Source organism: Lysinibacillus pakistanensis (genome assembly GCF_030123245.1).
In the GTDB taxonomy this organism is placed as follows: Bacteria; Bacillota; Bacilli; order Bacillales_A; family Planococcaceae; genus Lysinibacillus; species Lysinibacillus pakistanensis.
Genome location: NZ_CP126101.1, coordinates 4,280,783 through 4,301,005, shown reverse-complemented (window position 1 = coordinate 4,301,005; position 20,223 = coordinate 4,280,783). Strand labels below are relative to the sequence as shown.

Annotated in this window: 17 protein-coding genes and 1 other RNA gene; 12 read left to right on the top strand and 6 right to left on the bottom strand. The window is 37.5% G+C overall.

Annotated features, from left to right (window positions below):
* The first annotated feature begins 1 nt into the window (after window position 1).
* The 4 genes from eno (at window position 2) to QNH24_RS21425 (ending at window position 5,121) form a co-directional block, all read left to right on the top strand.
* A complete protein-coding gene (gene eno / locus QNH24_RS21440) occupies window positions 2-1,294 on the top strand; it encodes a phosphopyruvate hydratase (protein WP_283869455.1) in 1,293 nt (430 codons plus the stop codon).
* Between the two features lie 271 nt (window positions 1,295-1,565).
* Window positions 1,566-2,318, top strand: a complete 753-nt coding sequence (locus QNH24_RS21435; RefSeq protein ID WP_283869454.1) for an SDR family NAD(P)-dependent oxidoreductase — start codon at window positions 1,566-1,568, stop codon at window positions 2,316-2,318.
* Window positions 2,319-3,053: 735 nt separating this feature from the next.
* Window positions 3,054-3,479, top strand: a complete 426-nt coding sequence (locus QNH24_RS21430; RefSeq protein WP_054770453.1) for a MarR family winged helix-turn-helix transcriptional regulator — start codon at window positions 3,054-3,056, stop codon at window positions 3,477-3,479.
* Between the two features lie 244 nt (window positions 3,480-3,723).
* Entirely contained in the window at window positions 3,724-5,121 is a 1,398-nt protein-coding gene (locus QNH24_RS21425; protein WP_430674310.1) for an MFS transporter, read from the top strand.
* A gap of 597 nt (window positions 5,122-5,718) precedes the next feature.
* Here the strand turns inward: QNH24_RS21425 and dltD are convergent.
* The 6 genes from dltD to QNH24_RS21395 form a co-directional block, all read right to left on the bottom strand.
* Window positions 5,719-6,894 (bottom strand): D-alanyl-lipoteichoic acid biosynthesis protein DltD, encoded by a 1,176-nt coding sequence (gene dltD, locus QNH24_RS21420; RefSeq protein WP_283869452.1) that lies wholly within the window; start codon window positions 6,892-6,894, stop codon window positions 5,719-5,721.
* Window positions 6,891-7,124, bottom strand: a complete 234-nt coding sequence (gene dltC / locus QNH24_RS21415; RefSeq protein WP_054770454.1) for a D-alanine--poly(phosphoribitol) ligase subunit 2 — start codon at window positions 7,122-7,124, stop codon at window positions 6,891-6,893. Before dltC ends, dltD begins: the two co-directional genes overlap by 4 nt.
* A 46-nt stretch (window positions 7,125-7,170) precedes the next feature.
* Window positions 7,171-8,334 carry a D-alanyl-lipoteichoic acid biosynthesis protein DltB gene (dltB, locus tag QNH24_RS21410; protein ID WP_283869451.1) on the bottom strand — a complete coding sequence of 388 codons (1,164 nt, stop codon included), beginning with the start codon at window positions 8,332-8,334 and terminating at the stop codon, window positions 7,171-7,173.
* Window positions 8,331-9,803: a D-alanine--poly(phosphoribitol) ligase subunit DltA gene (gene dltA / locus QNH24_RS21405; RefSeq protein WP_283869450.1), complete on the bottom strand. Its 1,473-nt coding sequence runs from the start codon at window positions 9,801-9,803 to the stop codon at window positions 8,331-8,333. The genes dltB and dltA overlap by 4 nt, the downstream gene beginning before the upstream one ends.
* Window positions 9,804-9,820: 17 nt before the next feature.
* Window positions 9,821-9,958, bottom strand: a complete 138-nt coding sequence (locus QNH24_RS21400) for a teichoic acid D-Ala incorporation-associated protein DltX (RefSeq protein WP_054770455.1) — start codon at window positions 9,956-9,958, stop codon at window positions 9,821-9,823.
* 316 nt (window positions 9,959-10,274) lie between these two features.
* Window positions 10,275-11,921, bottom strand: a complete 1,647-nt coding sequence (locus tag QNH24_RS21395; protein ID WP_283869449.1) for an alkaline phosphatase — start codon at window positions 11,919-11,921, stop codon at window positions 10,275-10,277.
* 698 nt (window positions 11,922-12,619) lie between these two features.
* Here QNH24_RS21395 and secG point away from each other — a divergent pair.
* The 8 genes from secG (at window position 12,620) to QNH24_RS21355 (ending at window position 20,217) form a co-directional block, all read left to right on the top strand.
* Window positions 12,620-12,847, top strand: a complete 228-nt coding sequence (secG, locus tag QNH24_RS21390) for a preprotein translocase subunit SecG (RefSeq protein ID WP_054770456.1) — start codon at window positions 12,620-12,622, stop codon at window positions 12,845-12,847.
* Window positions 12,848-13,046: 199 nt separating this feature from the next.
* Complete coding sequence (locus QNH24_RS21385; RefSeq protein ID WP_283869448.1) at window positions 13,047-13,793, top strand: alpha/beta hydrolase; 747 nt, start codon at window positions 13,047-13,049, stop codon at window positions 13,791-13,793.
* A 33-nt stretch (window positions 13,794-13,826) separates the two neighbouring features.
* The gene (gene rnr / locus QNH24_RS21380; protein WP_283869447.1) at window positions 13,827-16,373 is read left to right on the top strand and encodes a ribonuclease R; all 2,547 of its coding nucleotides are present in this window, start codon (window positions 13,827-13,829) and stop codon (window positions 16,371-16,373) included.
* Between the two features lie 66 nt (window positions 16,374-16,439).
* Window positions 16,440-16,907: an SsrA-binding protein SmpB gene (gene smpB, locus QNH24_RS21375; protein ID WP_283869446.1), complete on the top strand. Its 468-nt coding sequence runs from the start codon at window positions 16,440-16,442 to the stop codon at window positions 16,905-16,907.
* Between the two features lie 360 nt (window positions 16,908-17,267).
* Window positions 17,268-17,623: a transfer-messenger RNA gene (gene ssrA, locus QNH24_RS21370) on the top strand.
* A gap of 373 nt (window positions 17,624-17,996) precedes the next feature.
* A complete protein-coding gene (locus QNH24_RS21365; protein ID WP_283869445.1) occupies window positions 17,997-18,596 on the top strand; it encodes a protein kinase in 600 nt (199 codons plus the stop codon).
* Between the two features lie 396 nt (window positions 18,597-18,992).
* On the top strand, window positions 18,993-19,163 hold the full coding sequence (locus QNH24_RS21360) for a hypothetical protein (RefSeq protein WP_010861407.1): 171 nt from the start codon (window positions 18,993-18,995) through the stop codon (window positions 19,161-19,163).
* A gap of 124 nt (window positions 19,164-19,287) precedes the next feature.
* Window positions 19,288-20,217, top strand: a complete 930-nt coding sequence (locus tag QNH24_RS21355; protein ID WP_283869444.1) for a helix-turn-helix transcriptional regulator — start codon at window positions 19,288-19,290, stop codon at window positions 20,215-20,217.
* The last annotated feature ends 6 nt before the right edge of the window (window positions 20,218-20,223 follow it).

The following is a 20,223-nucleotide window of genomic DNA, read 5'->3' as shown; positions in this document are numbered from 1 at the left end:
TATGCCATTTATTACACAAATTTATGCTCGCGAAGTTTTAGATTCACGTGGGAACCCAACAGTAGAGGTTGAAGTATTTACAGAGTCAGGCGCTTTCGGACGCTCAATCGTACCATCAGGTGCATCAACAGGTGAATACGAAGCTGTAGAATTACGCGATGGTGACAACTCTCGTTACCTAGGCAAAGGTGTATTAAAAGCAGTTGAAAATGTTAACACAATTATTGCGCAAGAATTAGAAGGTAACTATTCTGTTCTTGACCAAGTTGTCATTGACAAAGCTTTAATAGAGCTTGATGGCACAGAAAATAAAGGCAAGCTAGGTGCTAACGCAATTCTAGGTGTATCCATGGCAGTTGCACATGCTGCGGCAGATTATTTAGATGTACCTCTTTATCAATATCTTGGTGGGTTTAATTCGAAACAATTACCAGTACCAATGATGAACATTTTAAATGGTGGAGCACACGCAGATAACAATGTAGACATTCAAGAGTTTATGGTTATGCCTGTCGGTGCAGAATCTTTCCGTCATGCACTACGTATTGGTGCTGAAATTTTCCACCACTTAAAGGCAGTACTAAAAGCTAAAGGCTATAATACAGCAGTAGGTGACGAGGGTGGTTTCGCACCAAACCTTGGCTCTAACGAAGAAGCAATCACTGTCATCTTAGAAGCAATTGAAAAAGCTGGCTATAAACCAGGTGAAGAAGTTAGACTGGCAATGGACGTAGCATCATCTGAACTATTCAACAAAGAAGATGGTAAATATCACTTAGATGGTGAAGGTGTTGTGAAAACTTCTGAAGAAATGGTTGATTGGTACGAAGAGTTAACAAATAAGTACCCAATTATTTCAATTGAAGACGGCTTAGACGAAAATGACTGGGCTGGTCACAAGTTATTAACAGATCGTATTGGTGGTCGCGTACAATTAGTAGGTGATGACCTATTTGTAACAAATACAAAAAAATTATCAGCTGGTATTGAGCAAGGTGTAGGAAACTCAATCCTTATCAAAGTAAACCAAATCGGTACGCTAACAGAAACATTTGAAGCAATCGAAATGGCAAAACGTGCTGGTTATACAGCAGTAATCTCTCACCGCTCTGGTGAATCAGAAGACGCAACAATCGCTGATATTGCAGTTGCAACAAACGCAGGTCAAATTAAAACAGGTGCTCCATCACGTACAGACCGCGTAGCTAAATACAACCAACTTCTTCGCATTGAAGACCAGCTTGGTGCAACAGCTGAATATTTAGGCTTACATTCATTTTATAATTTAAAATAAGCTCACAAAAATTGCCTCAAGGTATCCAATAACCTTGTAGGCGATTTTTTTTTGCCTACAAAGTCGTAATGATGCGAGGAAAAAACTTTTCGTATTAAGTGATAATTAAGTTTTTTAACTCTTTCATTCTGATTGGGCTAATGGGCAGGTTCGCTCAATAAGAAACACAGAACATCTAACAAAAACCTGATTTTTTCATATATATAAATCTTATTTAAAAGGTTTAACGTTGTAAAATGTAGAATTGACTATTAAAACTAGGAGGGAAGCTATGCATAACTTATCAGGAAAAGTTATTCTTGTCACAGGCGCTAGCTCAGGTATTGGGCTTGCCACGGCTGAGTTGATGGCATCAAAAGGAGCTAAAGTAATTATTAATTATCATTCAAATGTGAAAGGTGCCATGGAAGCCGTTCAACGTATTCAAGAAAAGGGTGGAGAGGCTATTGCAATTCAAGCTGATGTGAGGAATAAAGAAGAAGTGGATTCAATGGTTGAACAAGCTATTTCTTCATTTGGCACAATTCACGTTTTAATTAATAATGCTGGGGGTGGTGTCCGTCAAAGTACATTTATGGATATGAGCAAAGAGCTGTGGGAAGAAACGTTCAAATTAAATGTTAATAGTGTTCTCTTCTGCTCTCAAGCTGTATTAAGACATATGATTCCTAAAAAAGGTGGAAAAATCATTAATGTCTCATCAGCGGCTGCACGAATTGGAGGGGCAGGAGAAAGTATTCATTACGCATCTGCTAAAGGGGCGATCAATACAATGACAATAGGAATGTCCAGAGAGCTAATTGACTATGGAATAATCGTGAATGGGGTAGCACCTGGAATGGTGGAGACACCTTTTCACGATAAATTTGCTCCTGACGATAATCGACTTGAGCGAATGGCTTCATCTGTACCTATTAAACGGGCTGCAACACCTATGGAAATAGCAGAGGTAATCGCCTTCCTTTCCTCCGATGCTTCAAATTATATCCTAGGAGAAATTATAAATATTAGTGGAGGGCGATAATTGGAAATGCTATATTTTGTCGGAAAAATCTTAGTCGTAATGTAGCTGGATTGGTAAGGCTTATTTTTATATGAAAACTAAATACTTTCACTTAACATCGAAGGGTCAGTAACCGCACGGGGTAAGAAGAAGATTGCTCAGGAAGGGTCAGTAACCGCTCGGGGTAAGAAGGAGATTGCTCAGGAAGGGTCAGAAATCGCTCTGGGTAAGAAGAAAATCGCTCAGGAATGATCCGTAACCGCTCGGGGTAAGAAGAAAATCGCTCAGGAAGGGTCAGTAACCGCTCGGGGTAAGAAGAAAATCGCTCAGTAAGGGTCAGTAACCGCTCGGGGTAAGAAGAAGATTGCTCAGGAAGGGTCAGAAATCGCTCAGGGTAAGAAGAAGATTGCTCAGGAAGGGTCAGAAATCGCTCAGGGTAAGAAGAAAACCGCTCAGGAAGAGTCAGAAATCGCTCGGAGTAAGAAGAAAACCGCTCAGGAAGAGTTAAGAACATCTCGATTCGAACTTTAGATTTGCAAATGCATGTCAAGAATACAATATTCATACAATTAAATATTACAAAAGGTATATATTTACCAATAATATAACCCACTCAACATCCTGCAGAGGAAAATAAATTTTGTTTGGAGGGTTTTAATAGTCTGCCTTTTGTATTACAGGCGTTGACGCTAGAAAATAACATGACTATAATAGTCGTAACAACTATAATCATAACTAGTATATAGGAGAATTATATTGGAATTAGAAAAATATATTGGTGTGAATGTGCAACGAGCAGCACTAAAATTAAATAATTATTATCAAAAAGTGGTTAATCCGTTTGATATTACAGTGGACCAATGGGAAATACTTGTTATTCTTTGGGAAAAAGAAGGAATTACCCAAAAGGAAATTGCTGAAAGACTTCATAAGGATCAAACAAACATTGCACGCATGTTATTTAAATTAGAGAAAAAGGGATTTATTTATCGTGTTGTCCATGAAACAGATAGAAGATCGTTACGTGTGTATTTAACACCAAAAGGCAGTGAAATAAAAGACGAAATACTTGAGCCATCCTTGGAAGCATACAAGAATACAATCAAGGGATTATCTGAAGAAGAGGTCGAAACATTTAGAAGAATTCTTACTGTAATGTATAATAATGTGAAGGATTTATAGCTGAAGTAACTAATTTTTATTAGCGATAAAATGAAGCTGCCAATATTGGTGGCTTTTCTTTATCCCAATGACTTTTCCCCATGAATTTAAAGTTGACAGTTAATTTTTTTATGAATATAATTGTCGCAGCAACTATATTCAAGTCTATTAATGTTGTAGTAAGTTTAAAGCTTGCTACATAATTTTTAATATAATAGTTGCTAAGACAACTAATGTCATGACAATAATATAGGGGGAGTAAATGATGCCTGAAAAAAATGAAGGAATATTTGACAGCAAGTATAGAGCTTTAACAATTGGAGTTATTCTTGCTGTTACTACAGTTGCCTTTGAAGGGCTTGCTATCACTACCATCGCACCGAATTTGGCGCAGAAATTAAATGGGTTCCATTTATATGGCTGGATATTCACTGCCTTTCTTTTGGCGCAAATTATTGGAACAATGGTAATTGGGCAGCGTATAAGCAAAAATGGTGTGTTTGCAGTATTTATAGTTTCTAATCTTTTATTTGTAGCGGGGATTGTTCTCGCTGCTTCATCGGTGAATATGTATATGCTGATTATTGGGAGAGTGCTTCAGGGGTTTGGTGCAGGCGCAATTATTACCTGTGTCTATTATAGTATTACTCTAGGATATCCCGATCATCTGCGAACAAAAATACTTGCAATGTTTTCAAGTGCTTATATCTTACCCGCGTTAATTGGACCTTATATAGCTGGACTTATATCAGAATTAATTTCTTGGAGATTTGTTTTTTGGCTAGTAATTCCATTAATTGGATTAGGTGTAATGCTAACTCTCCCTGTATTTCGTAAATTTTCAGTAATAGAGAAGGAAGGGTCAACTAGCGGTAGTAAAGAACTATATGCCGTGTTGCTTGCTATTGGAACGGGCATCCTGCTAGCTGGATTAGGCACTATCACAGAGTGGAAGGGAATAGTACTTTCATTTATAGGTATCTTGGCAATGATTCAGCCATTACGAAAGCTATTACCGAGGGGAACATTTGCGGCAACAAGAGGATTACCTGCGACTCTTGCCACTAGAGGATTATTTGTTGCTTGTTATTTCGCTACTGAAAGCTATGTTGTTTTAGCATTGACGGAAGTCAAGAAATTACCTGCTGATCTTGCAGGATTAGTTGTTGCTGCTGGAGCTTTAAGCTGGTCGATAGCTGCATGGATCCAATCGCGATTAGATACTAAGGATCGAGGAAGCGGAAGAAAGATAAGGATAACAATTGGTGTTTGCTTTATGATAATTGGTGTTACAGCCGTTATTTTGGCTGTAAGTTTACCTATAGGTGGAATTGTATTGGCGATTTTATCTCAAATACTTACTGGATTTGGTATTGGCTTAGCACAACCAACAACAGCGGCGATTGCACTACAGCATGCAAATGTTGGGGAAGAAGGCGAAGTATCTGCGAGTATACAGTTTACAGATGCATTTAGTCCTGGCTTAAGTATTGGTCTTGGGGGAGCTTTTTTAGCTATTAGTGAGACTTTACAATGGGGTATAATAAATGGCATCCTATTAGCTTTATCACTTCAGCTTGTTTTGCTTCTTCTAAGTTTTGTTATTTCTTTTCGTATAAAACCAAAAAATATCTCTTATCATAAAACACGGTTTGAAGAGTGATTCTTATGGAAAACTTCGCTATAACAGATCGTCTTCTTTTAAGATTTAAAAAAGATGATACAGAAGCCTTTTATGAATATCGTGCTGATTCTAAAATTGCTAAATATCAATCGCCATGAAGCAGAATCTTATGTGAATAAATAATTTAATCATATTGCCTTAGCTGAGACTAACGAGCTTATTGGAGATTGTGACTTCATACACTTTTAGCATTGTAGAAAATGGCTATGTTTTAGGGAAAGGGATATGCTCGTGAAGCAATTTGTGCATTAGTGGATTATCTCTTCCATACATTAGGATAATGGCATTTGTCGATGTCATTTGAATCGAATAAAAGCAATTAAGTAAAGACAGAAACTATGCTGAGATTTGGCTTTTGAATGAATACTAAAAACCGTATTTAAAATCCTTCATAAGAAATCGAATTTCATGGCTCAACCTTTTAGACAACGCCTATTTTGGTTCAATAACTAAATAGAACCCTGTTGCTTGAAGTTAATGGGTTTATCTGTCTAAGAGTCGTTAGTATTGAGCAGTAAAAAAGACAGCCTTAAGTGATTAACACTTTAGACTGTCTTTTCATTTGTTAACGACAATTTATGATTGTGTCCAATAGTTATCTAGCTCTTGATCTACATATACCCAGCCCTTCCATGCAATATGAATCGTATCCATAATAAAATAAGGGTCATATTCATGATCTGAGAAATTAACATATGGAACATTTGCATTTGTTAATACTTGCTCCATTTTTTCATAGTATTTTTGACGACGCTCCTGTGGATATTCATTGTAGTCATACCAATAGCCATTTACAGGAATTGAAATAAATAATGGCTTTGCACCGGCATCCTTTAAAATATCTATGACGAGCTGAAAATCTTCATATTCGGGTGATACTGTATAATCTTCGTTCTTACGAGAGCCTTTAAACTTTGTTAAATCAGCATTGACAAGACGTTTATAAAATTTATTTTCAATCATTAAATCATTGGTTACACGTTTCTTGCCATATTTCTCAGCATTTTTTAATTGTTGCTCAAATGTTTGGTTTGCCACCAGCTTGTCATTACTCTTTAATTTATGTGACTCTCTAGGGAAAAGCGAGTAATATAAATCTTTTTTCTCCAGCAATGCCTTTTGGAAATGACCTGCCAACATTGCAAGTCGTCCAACAATAGGTCGTTCTTTGCCATTCGATAATTGATATTGATAGATTGTTCTTAATAATTGATCTCGATTCACTGTTTCAAATTCTAGCAGACGCTCCATTGCTCGATTTCGAAGCTTTACATCAATGTCCTTATTGTAAGCTAAATCATAGGCATGCAGCATAGAATAGTTAGGAGAAAAGTGTAATTCACCCATTCCTTTCTTCGTAAACCATTGAGGAGAAACGATGAAAACAATTTTTTTATCCTTTAAATTTTTCTCCTGTGCAGCAAAATTTAAAAAGTGTGTAATAGACTGCATTCCCCCTCGCCCTATCATAAATGTCGAATACGGTGCATTTGTTGCACGTGCATAATTATAGGGATGGAAGGGGTCAAAACGATTTAATTCGGATGAGCCGTATAAAGGCATTGAATTCGGCTCCTGTAGCATTCTCTCCTGTAAGTACATGCCCTGGAACACTAATGGAGACATGTTCGTTTTTGCCTGTTCTACATCTTCATCTGAAATCCATGCTTTAATCCATGAATTTGGGAAAAATACGAAGACAGTAAATAGAACAAAGGCAATGAATAGCGATAAAAAGCCTTTCTTAATCATTGTCTTTCAGCTAATTTCGCTACAATACGATTTGGCGTGTTCCATTCCTCACGATTGAAATCAGTAATTGGTACAGAGATATTAAAGCGGTTTTCAATTTCAACTAATAGATTAATGGTACCGAATGAATCAAGTAGTCCCTCTTCAAATAAATCGATATCTGGGTTTTCTACAATGATATCGTCTTCGCATAATTCTACTAGCATTTCTAAAACTTGTTGTTTCTCCATAGTTAAAATTCTCCTTTAATTTAGGCAGTGTTTAACAAAGCCTTGTTTAAAATAATTTTCCTGAAAAAATATAAAAGCCAAAACAAACAGCATTAAAAGTGATAAACACACCAATTGCATGTGTCCATTTATTTTTCGGCCAAAGCTTACGTTTTTTGTTCCACCGTTCAAATTTATCGAAGCTAATGATTAGCAGGGCATGGTAGAGTCCATAGACCACAAAGTGCCATTCTAGTCCATGCCAAATCCCCATTAAAAAGAACAGTAAAAAGAAGCCAATATATGAGATTGTAAATTTATTTTTAATCCATTTTTTCTTAGTCATCCAAAGCACAAAGCGCATATAAACATAATCCCTAAACCAGAATGAAAGGCTCATATGCCAGCGATTCCAAAAATCTTTTATATTGCGACTTGAAAATGGACGATTAAAGTTTATTGGCGTTTGAATGCCCATAATGCGACTGACCCCAACGGCAAAGGCACTATAGCCAGCAAAGTCGAAAAATAAATAGAAGCTATACATATACATATACGCTATTTGCCCTTGAAAAGGTGTCAAATAATTATAGGTATGATTTGGTAAATAAATAAGTGTGTAATTATAAATTAAATAAGCCAAAATGAATTTATATAAAAAGCCTACAAATATATAATTAATCCCACTTAAAAGTAGCTTTTGATACTCCTGATTTGACGGAACTGTATGCATATCTTTATAAAAACGTCGCCAACGATCGATAGGACCTGATGAAACGGTTGGGAAGAACAGTAAAAAATAGGCCAGCTCAACTGCTGAAATTTTATCCTTTATTAGACCGTCACGTGTTTCTAAAATCATTTGGACAGATTTAAAGGTAATGTAGGACACTCCTAGGAATCCAAATAAATGATATAGTCCAAGAATCGGAAGAACCTTAACAAGCACAAGTGGCAAGATAGACATCAGTACAGCTACAATAAATACTGTCCCGCTATTCTTTTGTAGTCGGTATTTTTGATAAGCAATGATTAATAGTAACTGAAATACTGTAAAAAGTATGAGAGAGATTGTGCCATTTAAAGAATTACCAAAAATAAGAGCTAAAACAATAATCGAAACAAAGATATTATAGCCTTTTGCAGATTTTTCACGTAATCCTAATATAATTGTGGGCAGCAATAAAATCCCAATAATAATGAAAAAAACGATATTTCCGTAAGGCGTCATACTGTTTCCATAACCGCCAATCCTTTACGATCAACTTTACCATTTGTATTTAGAGGTAAAGTGTCCATGTATTTGAAGGTTTTTGGAATCATATAGGATGGTAAATACTCAGATAACAACGATTTTAGTTGCTTCGTCATTTTAAAGGCAGATTCCAGTAATGGCTCACGTAGAACAACGAACGCATTCAGCGAAACAATCTCGCCATCTTTTAATACAGGTACAACAACACAGCTAGAAACGGGTGGTAGATTGCCAATTTGCTTTTCAATTTCCTCAATTTCTAAACGATAGCCATGTAGTTTTACTTGAAAATCCTTACGACCTGAAAAGAACAGATAGCCATCTTTTTCATAGCCAATATCCCCAGTTTTATAAATGCGCTGACTATTTATAGTAGGAAAGGCCTTTTGCGTTAAATCAGGTGCACCAAGATAGCCAGCACTAACTGTTGGTCCTGAAATAATAATCTCGCCATCCTCTAATAGAGAAAGATTTGGTTCTGATAGCGGAGCAATTGGCAGTTGATCAAATTGCTTCAACAGTTCCGATGAGACCTCTACAAAAGATACAGCAACGGTTGTTTCAGTTGGCCCGTATAAATTAAAAATAGTCGCCTGTGGGAAGCGTTGCATTAATTCTTGTGCAACGGATACCGGCAAAACCTCTCCACAGAATAAAAATGTATCTAAAGCGGGCATTAACTCCTGATGCCATTCTTTGTTCATTAAGCACATTTTCGCAAAGGACGGTGTGGAGGTCCAAACACGGATTTCAGCTGTAGCTAGTGCATCAAATAACGATTTTGGATAAGCAATTTGCTCTTGTGAAATAGCGTAAAGCGTTTGCCCATTTATCAATGCAGGATATAAGTCCATTACTGATAAATCAAAGGAATAGGGAGCCTGATTTAAAAACACACCAGATTCCTGTAATGGGAAGTGCTTATTCATCCAATCAACAAAATGAGCTAGGTTATTGGCTGTAATTTGGACACCTTTAGGTTTACCAGTTGAACCAGATGTGTAAATAATATAATAAACGTCTTGCTCCTGAACCCATGAGGAAGGCTCTACCGAAATAGTAGAAGGCTGTGTGATTATATCACTTACCTCCACTTCAGGAATAGACAATGGAGCACTTAATGAGTCTGTTTTTAGTAGCATGCAGGCTTCAGAGGCTTCAATTATAAGCTGTAGTCTTTCAGAAGGTGTAGACGAGTCAACTGGAACATATGGGTGCCCAGCCTTTACAGCACCTAAAAAGGCAACAATTTGCAATGGTGACATATGACCATAGACGACAATGGGCTGTTTTCTTTTTAAGTCAAGAGCTAGTAAGTAATGTGCTACACAATCAGAGAGATACCAAAGTTCACTATACGTTAAGGACTCACGATTGGTTTGATACGCAGTTTTTTGTGGCTGCTGTAGTGCCACATTTTGAATAGCTGCTAATATACTTAACATCAATAATTCTCCTTTTTTTAAAATTCCGTATATATAAATGGTCCAGCGTTCATATCATGGAACCCATGAATAATAAACAAAAGCACCAATATGATAAAATAAAATAACGTAAAGCCTATAAAACGTAATAGCTCATTATTTTTAATGGATTGCATCAGTTCACCTCCAATTAATAATGAAAAAGGATTATAACCTTGTAAATATACTAAATAAATAGATATTTTTTCAAGTTATTTTTTATAATCTTTATATTAAAATTTTTAACACTGTTTTGACGGAATGTGGAGAAAAATGTTGCTGTATTTTGTAATATTCATTAAATCATAAGATTAATTTAAGATTAAATTAAGGTTTGGGAAAATTTGATATATCATAATGCCCTTAAATCAAAAAAAGGACCATCATCAGTTAATCAAATCAACTTATGATGGCACCTATATTTTTATCCCGCTAAAATGTACGGAACATTATTTAATTAACAGCATCTAACACTTTTTTGGAAACATAAAAATCCGTTCCATTGTAGACATTAATGGTATCAAATGTATATGTTTTGGTCATATTGCTTGAGGCTTGCTCATAAATCATAATGTTTTTATTTACAGGGATTGTTAATGTAATATCCTTTTTTTGCGCAATAAATTTCGGGTTTTCCTTATCTGTTAGATCTATCTTTGTCGTATAGCCCTTTTCAGTAAAAGCTTTTGTGGCAGGGATATATAAATCCTTCGTCAGCTTATTTAAATCAAAGCTCATAAATTGCGCCATTGCATATGCTATTTCTGTGTTTTCAACAAGACCAGTTATTGTGGAAGGTCCAAATGAATAAAGAAATACATCCTCACCAGTATGTCCGCCTGTTGTAAAACCAATATTCGCTCGTTTGGCCAGCATCTGTCCCATCTCTTTGCTCACATTCCTAGAAGCTGTTAAGGTTGTCCGCTCGTCTTTAGATAAGTTTGTTAAACCATATAGTGCTGCTACCTCTATCATATTAGATTGGTCTTGCTTCAATCGGCTTAAAGCCCCCTCAAGAGTCATTTTAGCTTTCTTTAACGGATCAATAAAGGCAGAAACAGGCATGCTGGCATAAGTCTTTGTTGTATTCGTATTACCCATAGTAATACCGCTATTACCATGATCTGTTACGGCAATGACCATTGTATGCCCATCCACTTTGGCAAAATCAAGTGCTTTTTGGACAGCCTCATCAAACGCTAAAATTTCACTGATAATGCCGATTGTATCGTTGGCGTGTGCTGCCCAATCTACCTTACTGCCCTCTACAAATAAGAAGAAGCCTTTGTCATGCTGCTTAAGCGTTTGAATGGCTTTACTTGTCATTTCAGCAAGCGTCGGCTCGGATGCGCTGGTGATAGGGCGATCTATATTATAGGCAAGTGCATTTGGGGCAAAGCTTCCCCAAATTTTCGATGAGGTACTTTTTAAAAGCTCATCACGAGTTTTGACAATGTCATAATTTTTTTCTTTTAGGACATTCACTAAGTTCTCGCCATCTTTACGAGCATTTTTAGTGGCACCTGGAATGAGAGATGCGAAGCCGCCACCTAACACAACATCAATATCTTGATAGACCTGCTGCTCAGCTATGTCATCGTATTGACTTCTATTTTTAACATGTGCCGAAAAGCCTGCTGGTGTTGCATGTTGAATTTCAGAAGTAGAGATCAGCCCTGTTGCCATGCCCTGCTGTTTCGCTCCTTCTAAAACATTGGCTACAGGACGAGTAGCATCATCTTTGGCTAATTGCGCTAACCCTGGAGAATTGACAATGGCTGGCAGCACACCAACAAATTTACGATTTGATTTATGTCCAGTGGCTAATGCAGTAGCGGCGGGTGCAGAATCGGTAAGGGCAGATTCTGCAGAGTACGTACGAACTGCGCCAGTTAAAATCGCATCTAATGCCAGATTGCTACCCTTATACCATCGGGAGAGTGTGACAGCGTTATTACTACTCCCATCCATCACCATCATAATAACATTTGCCGGCTGAGTAACTTTCGCAGCTTGTACTTGTGGTAGAGCGATATTTGTCGCCGAAAAAATCATTGCACTAGCTATAACCCATGAACGCCATTTTAGTAAGTATTTCATGATGTAATCTCCTTTAGGTTAATTTTAAGTTAAATTATAGTGCAAATTCATAAATCGTATATACTCCCACCGTCTATTGTTTCATAATTTAAAATGCTATTAGCAGTGAAGAGATTCCATACCTCTTCTATAACACTTCCTCCGACCGTTGTCATAATCACTGCAATAAAGCCCATCCTCATAAATAGCCAAGTAGTAGCAAGCTGTTTGCTTATTTTGCCGTGTTGCTAAATCATAGGCGCATACCATGTTGTCACGAATGCTATTGAAGTAATTAATATCTTCATTCGTATCGACATACCACATATCATACATAAACTAGTCCTTACTTGTAGCTACTAAATAGTTGCCTTTGACCAATAAATGATCTTGACTTAGTTTTTCATTATTCATAAAAAATATTCGTAGGAAATTGCATAAGATTCATTTGGATTAACATCATTTATTGACAAAGGTATCAATTTTTTTTAATAAGGTCCATTCAAAATTAAAGAAATAACCAGCAAACAAGCTATTCATGTCATTTAGCGGAATCTCGAATACATCCCTATTTCAATAATGTAAGCGAGGAGGATGGGGAAGGACAGGTAGAGAAATTGGGCAATTTACAGATATTTTTAATCTAAGTTTGTCATGGCAACCTTTTTTTGTTATAATGTGGTGTGTTGTGATGTTTCGAAGTTCGGGAGGTGCAGTGGATGCATACAGTAGTATTAGTTTCATTAATTATCGTATCATTAGCATTGATTGTTGTCGTATTACTTCAATCTAGTAAAAGTGCAGGCTTGTCAGGTGCCATCTCGGGTGGAGCTGAACAACTATTTGGAAAACAAAAAGCACGTGGTATGGATCTTATCCTTCACCGTGCAACAATTGTGTTAGCAATTTTATTCTTTATTTTAGCAATCGCTATTACAAAAATCTAATAGTTGAAGATATATCGCCTAACCGAATTGGTTGGGCGTTTTCTTTTATCCAAGATGTAAATGAGAAAAAGACGGATAGAAAACCGAAAGTGATGGATAGGACCATTAAATAGACGGATAGTGCATCATCACTGATGTAGAATCTCTAGTAAATGGCTATAATGGTGATAGTATGTATTGGTATGAAGGAGAGCTTGCAATGAACAAAACTTTATCTCAACCATTTTTCTTTCAGGCAGGAGCACGAGCAGTATTATTATTGCATGGTTTTACAGGAAGCTCAGCAGATGTTCGAATGCTTGGTAGATTTTTAGAGAAAAAAGGGTATACTACATTAGCACCTCACTATAAAGGTCACGGTGTGGAACCAGAAGAACTTATCACAACAGGACCTGCTGATTGGTGGCAGGATGTCGTAGCTGCCTATAAGCAGTTACAGGATGCTGGTTATCAGGAGATTGCAGTTGCAGGTCTTTCATTAGGCGGTGTGATGGCACTTAATGTGGCATTAAATAACCCAGTAAAAGGAATCGTAACAATGTGCGCCCCAATGACAATGCGTACAACCGATGTCATGTTTGAGGGAGTCTTGAAATATGCAAGAGACTATAAGAAATTCCAGGGCAAACAGGATGAGCAAATCGAAGCAGAGGTTACAAGCATTGCTGAAAAAGGTATGCCATCTTTACAGAAGCTACGAGAATTTATTGCCCGTACCCGTCAAGAAATTGACATGATTTATGCCCCAATTTTTGTCGTTCAAGCAACAAATGACGAGGTAATTGAGACAGAATCTGCCAACATTATATATAATCAAACTGAGTCACTTGAAAAGCACATCAAGTGGTATGAAAACTCAAAACATGTTATTACATTAGATCAAGAAAAAGATCAATTACATGAAGATATTTATCGCTTTTTAGAAGGCCTAAATTGGGCACAATAAACAAATAGGATTTTCTCATGAAGGAGGGAAATTATGAAAGACCAAAAGGATTCACTACAAAATCGTTTACTCGAATTTTTCGGTGAAGAAGATTATAAACCTTTAACCGTTGGCGAAATTGAGGACGTATTTGGCTTTGAGGATGCTGACGAGTTTAAAGAGCTTGTAAAAACTTTAGTGCGCATGGAGGGAGAGGGCTTAGTTGTCCGTTCACGCTCTAATCGTTATGGCTTGCCAGAGCGCATGAATTTACTAAGAGGTAAATTTATCGGTCATGCAAAGGGCTTCGGCTTTGTGACGCCTGATATCGAGGGAATGGATGATGTCTTCATTCCACCGCATGAAGTAAATGGTGCTATTAACGGTGATATCGTCCTGATCCGCGTGTTAAAGGAATCATTCGGTGATCGTCGAGAAGGAACGGTAACAAAGGTAGTTGAACGTGGACAAACAAGCTTTGTCGGCACTTTCCAAGCAAATCGTGGCTTTGGCTTTGTTGTCTTAGACGATAAAAAGCTACCAATGGATATTTTTATCGCAAAAGGTGATACATTAGGTGCCGTTGACGGACACAAGGTTGTCGTTGAGGTCGCTACTTGGCCAGAGGATTTAAAATCAGCTACAGGCTATATTACAAAGATTTTAGGTCATAAAAATGATCCAGGTGTGGATATTCTTTCTATATTATATAAGCACGATATTCCACCAGAGTTCCCTGATGAAGTGATTGCTGCTGCACAACGAGTGCCAGATGAAATTACTGAGGCTGATATAGAGGGCCGCCGTGATTTACGCCATGAAACGATTGTCACAATCGATGGAGCAGACGCAAAGGATTTGGATGACGCAGTTACTGTAACAAAAAATGGTGACGGTACTTATAAGCTTGGCGTACATATTGCAGACGTTAGTTATTATGTAACGCAAGGCTCAGTCATTGACATTGAAGCCTATGATCGTGCGACAAGTGTATATTTAACTGACCGTGTAATCCCAATGATTCCACATCGTTTATCGAATGGTATCTGTTCCTTAAATCCTCAGGTTGATCGATTAACATTGTCCTGTGAAATGATTATCGATGCTAATGGGAATGTCATTTCACATGAAATTTTCCAAAGTGTCATTAAAACAACAGAGCGCATGACGTATAAGGACGTTTACAAAATATTAGTAGAGCAGGACGAGGAGCTAATTACCCGTTACGAGCCTCTTGTACCAATGTTTAAAAACATGGCAGAGCTATCATCGATTTTACGTCATAAACGTGAAATGCGCGGAGCAATTGACTTTGACTTTAAAGAATCCAAAGTTATTGTCAACGAGGATGGCTGGCCAGTAGATATTGAACTACGCGAACGTACAGTAGCAGAAAAATTAATTGAAGATTTTATGCTAGCTGCCAATGAAACCGTAGCAGAGCACTTCCACTGGATGAATGTACCGTTCCTATACCGTATTCACGAAGATCCAAAGCCAGAAAAGCTCCAACGCTTCTTTGAATTTGTCACGAATTTCGGTATTTTAATTAAAGGTACTGGCAACACCGTTCATCCAAAAGCTTTACAGGATGTTTTAAAGGCGATTGAAGGAATGCCAGAGGAGCCTGTAATTTCAACGATGCTTCTACGCTCGATGCAGCAGGCAAAATATTATCCAGAAAGCCTTGGTCACTTTGGCTTATCAACAGATTTCTATACACACTTTACATCACCAATTCGTCGTTATCCAGACTTAATCGTGCATCGTTTAATTCGAACGTATTTAATTAATAAAGATACATCGAGAGAAACGATTGCACAATGGAGTATGGCAATGGATGAAATTGCTGACCATACATCAGAGCGTGAACGCCGAGCTGTCGATGCAGAGCGTGATACCGATTCACTGAAAAAGGCCCAATATATGTCCGATAAAATTGGCGAGGAGTTCGAAGGAATCGTCTCATCCATCACAAACTTTGGAATTTTCGTGGAGCTACCAAATACGATTGAAGGACTTGTCCATATTAGCAATATGACAGATGACTACTACCATTTTGACGATCGTCAAATGATTATGATTGGTGAACGAACAAATCGTCAATTCCGTATTGGTGATGAGGTCATGGTTCGTGTAGCAAATGTTATTATTGAGGAGTCATCCATTGACTTTGAAATCGTTGGAATGGTAACTTCATATGGACGAACACGCAAAGCAGCCCCTACTGTTATTCACGCTCGTAAAAATTACAGCGACAACAAAGGCGGAAGCAGCAGCCGTAGAGGTGGTCGTAATGAGGACGATCGAGGTGGCCGTGGAGGTCGTAGAGGCGGTCGCAGCGAGGAAGAACGAAGCAGTCGTGGCAGTCGCAGAGGTGGTCGCAACGAAGAAGAAAGAAACAGTCGTGGCAATAGCAGAGGCGGTCGCAACGAAGAGGAAAGAGGCAAACGCGGAGAGCGCCGTGAAAGCGATCGTGATCCACGAGGAGGCCGCAAAGATGGCTCAAGCCCAGGTCCTAAAAAACGCGTAAAGCAAAAGCAAAAGTTCTATGAGGGCATTGCTAAGAAGAACAAAAAGAAAAAATCAAAACGTAAATAAATTCATTAACAATCCAATGCGAGCAGGTTAACCCCTGCTCAACCTTTAAATTAGAGGGTGAAGAATATGGCAAAAGGTACTGGGAAAGTATTAGCACAAAACAAAAAAGCAGGACATGACTACTTCATAGAAGATACAATTGAAGCAGGCATGGTGCTAACAGGCACAGAAATAAAATCCATCCGTGCAGGCAAAGTCCAGCTCAAAGACTCCTTTGTCCGCATCCGCAATGGCGAAGCATGGATCAGCAATATGCATGTCAGCCCATTCGATCAAGGCAACCGCTTCAACCACGACCCACTACGCGCCCGCAAGCTGTTGCTCCATAAAAAGCAAATCGGCGAGCTAGTCGGTGCCGTTAAACGTGACGGCTACACAATCGTCCCATTAAAAATGTACATCAAGGACGGCTACGCCAAGCTCCTAATCGGTGTAGGTAAAGGGAAAAAAGACTACGACAAACGCGACGACATGCGCAAAAAAGAAGCCAAACGCGAGATGGAACGTGCCTTTAAAGCAAAAAATCAATTTTAATAGATTGGGAGAAAGCTCACTAGTGTTTGTGAGCTTTTTGCTTTGGATTTGGAGCGAGTGAAGTGCGGTGCGTGGTGAGGTGAGGCGGATAGAATGGCGGAAGGGAAGGATAGAAGATGAAATGTGACGGATAGAACTGCGAGAGTGATGGATAGAATAGCAAAACCGATGGATAGGTTCTACTGTTCGAGCCAATTTCTTCTAAGTTAGCAGGATACTTGAACTATCGTTAGTTTTGTTTTATAATATGTATTACTGATTGCCAGATTTCATGGAAGCGTACTTTTAGCTCCCACCGTACTAGAAGAAATTCTAGCTCCTTTCCTTGAACGAGGCCAAGCCGCTTCGCTTCATATTCAAGGGGACGTTACGGATTCGACAGGGATGGTTCAAGCTTTGGTCGCGCGTCGGAGGGCTCGGCTCCGTCATCAACGACAGTTATATAATAACTGGCAAACAACAAAACTTAGCTTTCGCAGCGTAAGCTCTTAAGCGCTCTGCCTCTCTATCGCCCATGTAGAGAACGTGGGGCCCAACTTTAGTGGGATACGGTCGATGGTGCCACCTGAGTCATCGGCAAGAGATTTCCAGGTTAGCGTACAGGACGCCTGTTTGTCGGCATAATGTTACGCGAATCGTAAATAGGCAAACTACACGCGTAGAAGCTGAAGTATTGGAGTTTCTGGACGCGGGTTCGACTCCCGCCGTCTCCATACAGTGATTTTCTAGAGTTATCTAGAGTGGTTGTGACGTAAAGCATAAAATTTCCGTTTGGAAGCTTTATGCTTTATTTTATTTTAGGAAACTTTATGCTTGATTTTAAAAAGAGAAAATACTTTTCCCCTTTGGATCTGGTGATCTAAAGGGGTATTTTTATAGTGGGTAGAACCTCTGAACAATAAAAGTATTGGTTATTGTTAATAATCGAGTTATTCCATAATCGGGCCATATTATTGAATATCATTCTTTAACAAAAAGTTTCCAAAACGACGATTTAGGGATATTTGGAAATTAAACATACCTACCAGTTGAAATTTTCTGTATAATTAAATTATCTGAAAATACATCAAGTGATACGAGGTATTGAGTATGAATATTTCAACAGTATTAGAAAATGTAGACGAACTAATTAATAATGCTGAAATGATTGGGATAGGTTCAACAAGAAAAGTTTTTCGTTATGAGGGTTTCGTGATTAAAACATTCTTGCACCCTATCGGGTATGCTCAAAGTAAAAACGAATATGATATGTATAAATCATTGGAAGCATTAGGATTGGAGAAGCATATTGCACCTATTCTTTATATAAGCGAAAAATATGTAATTCAGCCTTTTTTTGAGCAATTACCTTTAAACAATAACTGTTCTTATGATATCGATTTAGAAATGGATTCAAGAATGACAGAAGATTTAAAAACTGCACTCAATGTAATTGATAAAGAACTAGATGGTTTCGACTTTAAAGATTCTGGTAACTACGGTTTAGACAAAGATGAAAAACTTATTTTAATTGACTACGGAATGACGAAAAAATTGTATGAAGAGCAATGGGTGCCATTAGCAGAAGCAGGTACGCTTCCGCAAACTCGATTTGAGAAATGTCGGGTTTGTAATGTTGAAAAAGAACTTCGTATGTATGGAAAGAATGATACAGATAATCGTTGTGTAGATTGTGGGAAAGATTATTAACTTAGTATACGGTCTAAAATTTATATGAGTAAAACGTTACCAAATGAAAGTAAGGAAATACACTTAAAAGTCATAAAATGAAGTTTAGTTATTCCATTAAAGGGCGCATTTCTTTAGTAAGGAGGAATGCGTCTTTCTTCATTTAAGGGCCCGTTTGTTGAATAACATCGTTAAGGAAATTCAGGGTAATTATGTTAAAATTTAGGTTATATTGTGAATTAATGTACTTAAACTAACGAAACAGGTTAGTTTAAAATTTAAATGTAGATGAATCAATTTCATATCTCTGAGCCCTTTGGGCTCTAAGTTTAAAACGACAAAAAAATAGGGTACCTCCCCAAATCCTGTATAATGAGAGTTACGACACACACATTAACAGACTGGAGAGATACCCCTATGTCCATTATACGACAAGAAAGCCTGTTTGACATGCAAGTTTTATTCGATTTGGAACCTACTCAACGTTTTAATTCGGTTTTATCCGGTATTGACATTCATCCAATCCTAGATGTTGTGATGAAAAGGTCGGTTGATCGGCTTTCCCAACTACAACTTTCTGTAGCATAATTAGCTATTTATACGTTTTTTTAAGAAATCATCGAAATTCTGTTTCTTTATGATTTTTTAAAAGTGCGTATTATGAAATTGATTCTACTACATAATATAAAATTATATTTTTAAGGAGAACAAGATGAAAATAGAACGTATGTTAACCATTATTGTGATGTTACTTAATAGAAATCGTGTAACAGCAAATGAATTGGCTGAGAAATTTGAAGTGTCGGTCCGGACTATTTACCGAGATATTGAAACAATCAATCTAGCTGGTATTCCCATCATTTCCCATTCCGGAAACAATGGTGGATTCAGCATTTATGAGAGTTATAAATTAAATCATCAAGTACTAACTCTTAATAACCTGTCCTCCCTTCTTTCTGTTCTCAAGGATATTAATTTCACAGTTGACGACATTGAGTTAGAATCATCCATAGAAAAACTACAAAATATCATTCCTGAAAACAAGGTAGATTATCTAAAGCTGCATATGGAACAAATCATCATTGATTTACATCCTTATGGAGACTCTCCAAATCAAAAAGCATTAGTTAAGACGCTAAGGAAAGCTATTACACAGACTAATTTACTGACTATTGACTACAGAAATTATGATAATATCGTCAGCAAAAGACAAGTTGAGCCTATGTCGCTCATATTTAAAAATTATACTTGGTATTTATTTGCTTATTGTCTTTTAAAAGAAGACTTCAGAATATTTAGAGTTTCCCGTATGAGTGATTTTCACATTGAAAATCACTCATTTGAACGTCGAGAAAAATCCTATCACGAGATTATGGCATTATTAAATGAACAAACAACAATGACAACAATTGTCTTAAAAGTTTCCCCTCAAATGAAGTCTCGTGTGAAGGATGTTTTTAATAAAGAAGATATTGCGGTGTTAGAAACAGGTGAACTTCTTGTTACAGCTACATTCCCCGAAAAAGAATGGTTGTTCTCTCTCATATTTAGTTTTGGAGAGCATATAGAGGTCTTAGCTCCAAAAGAAATGCGCAAAAAAATTGCTTCCAAACTCAGATTGATGGCTGACAAATATCATTAAGTGAGT

Bases quoted from the DNA above. Each gene is read 5' to 3' on its own strand.
- QNH24_RS21395 (WP_283869449.1), bottom strand. From the start codon at position 11,921: ATGAAATACTTACTAAAATGGCGTTCATGGGTTATAGCTAGTGCAATG.
- QNH24_RS21355 (WP_283869444.1), top strand. From the start codon at position 19,288: ATGAAAATAGAACGTATGTTAACCATTATTGTGATGTTACTTAATAGA.
- secG (WP_054770456.1), top strand. From the start codon at position 12,620: ATGCATACAGTAGTATTAGTTTCATTAATTATCGTATCATTAGCATTG.
- QNH24_RS21400 (WP_054770455.1), bottom strand. From the start codon at position 9,958: ATGCAATCCATTAAAAATAATGAGCTATTACGTTTTATAGGCTTTACG.
- QNH24_RS21360 (WP_010861407.1), top strand. From the start codon at position 18,993: ATGTCCATTATACGACAAGAAAGCCTGTTTGACATGCAAGTTTTATTC.
- QNH24_RS21385 (WP_283869448.1), top strand. From the start codon at position 13,047: ATGAACAAAACTTTATCTCAACCATTTTTCTTTCAGGCAGGAGCACGA.
- dltC (WP_054770454.1), bottom strand. From the start codon at position 7,124: ATGGAGAAACAACAAGTTTTAGAAATGCTAGTAGAATTATGCGAAGAC.
- dltA (WP_283869450.1), bottom strand. From the start codon at position 9,803: ATGTTAAGTATATTAGCAGCTATTCAAAATGTGGCACTACAGCAGCCA.
- QNH24_RS21425 (WP_430674310.1), top strand. From the start codon at position 3,724: ATGCCTGAAAAAAATGAAGGAATATTTGACAGCAAGTATAGAGCTTTA.
- QNH24_RS21365 (WP_283869445.1), top strand. From the start codon at position 17,997: ATGAATATTTCAACAGTATTAGAAAATGTAGACGAACTAATTAATAAT.
- rnr (WP_283869447.1), top strand. From the start codon at position 13,827: ATGAAAGACCAAAAGGATTCACTACAAAATCGTTTACTCGAATTTTTC.
- dltD (WP_283869452.1), bottom strand. From the start codon at position 6,894: ATGATTAAGAAAGGCTTTTTATCGCTATTCATTGCCTTTGTTCTATTT.
- dltB (WP_283869451.1), bottom strand. From the start codon at position 8,334: ATGACGCCTTACGGAAATATCGTTTTTTTCATTATTATTGGGATTTTA.
- eno (WP_283869455.1), top strand. From the start codon at position 2: ATGCCATTTATTACACAAATTTATGCTCGCGAAGTTTTAGATTCACGT.
- smpB (WP_283869446.1), top strand. From the start codon at position 16,440: ATGGCAAAAGGTACTGGGAAAGTATTAGCACAAAACAAAAAAGCAGGA.
- QNH24_RS21435 (WP_283869454.1), top strand. From the start codon at position 1,566: ATGCATAACTTATCAGGAAAAGTTATTCTTGTCACAGGCGCTAGCTCA.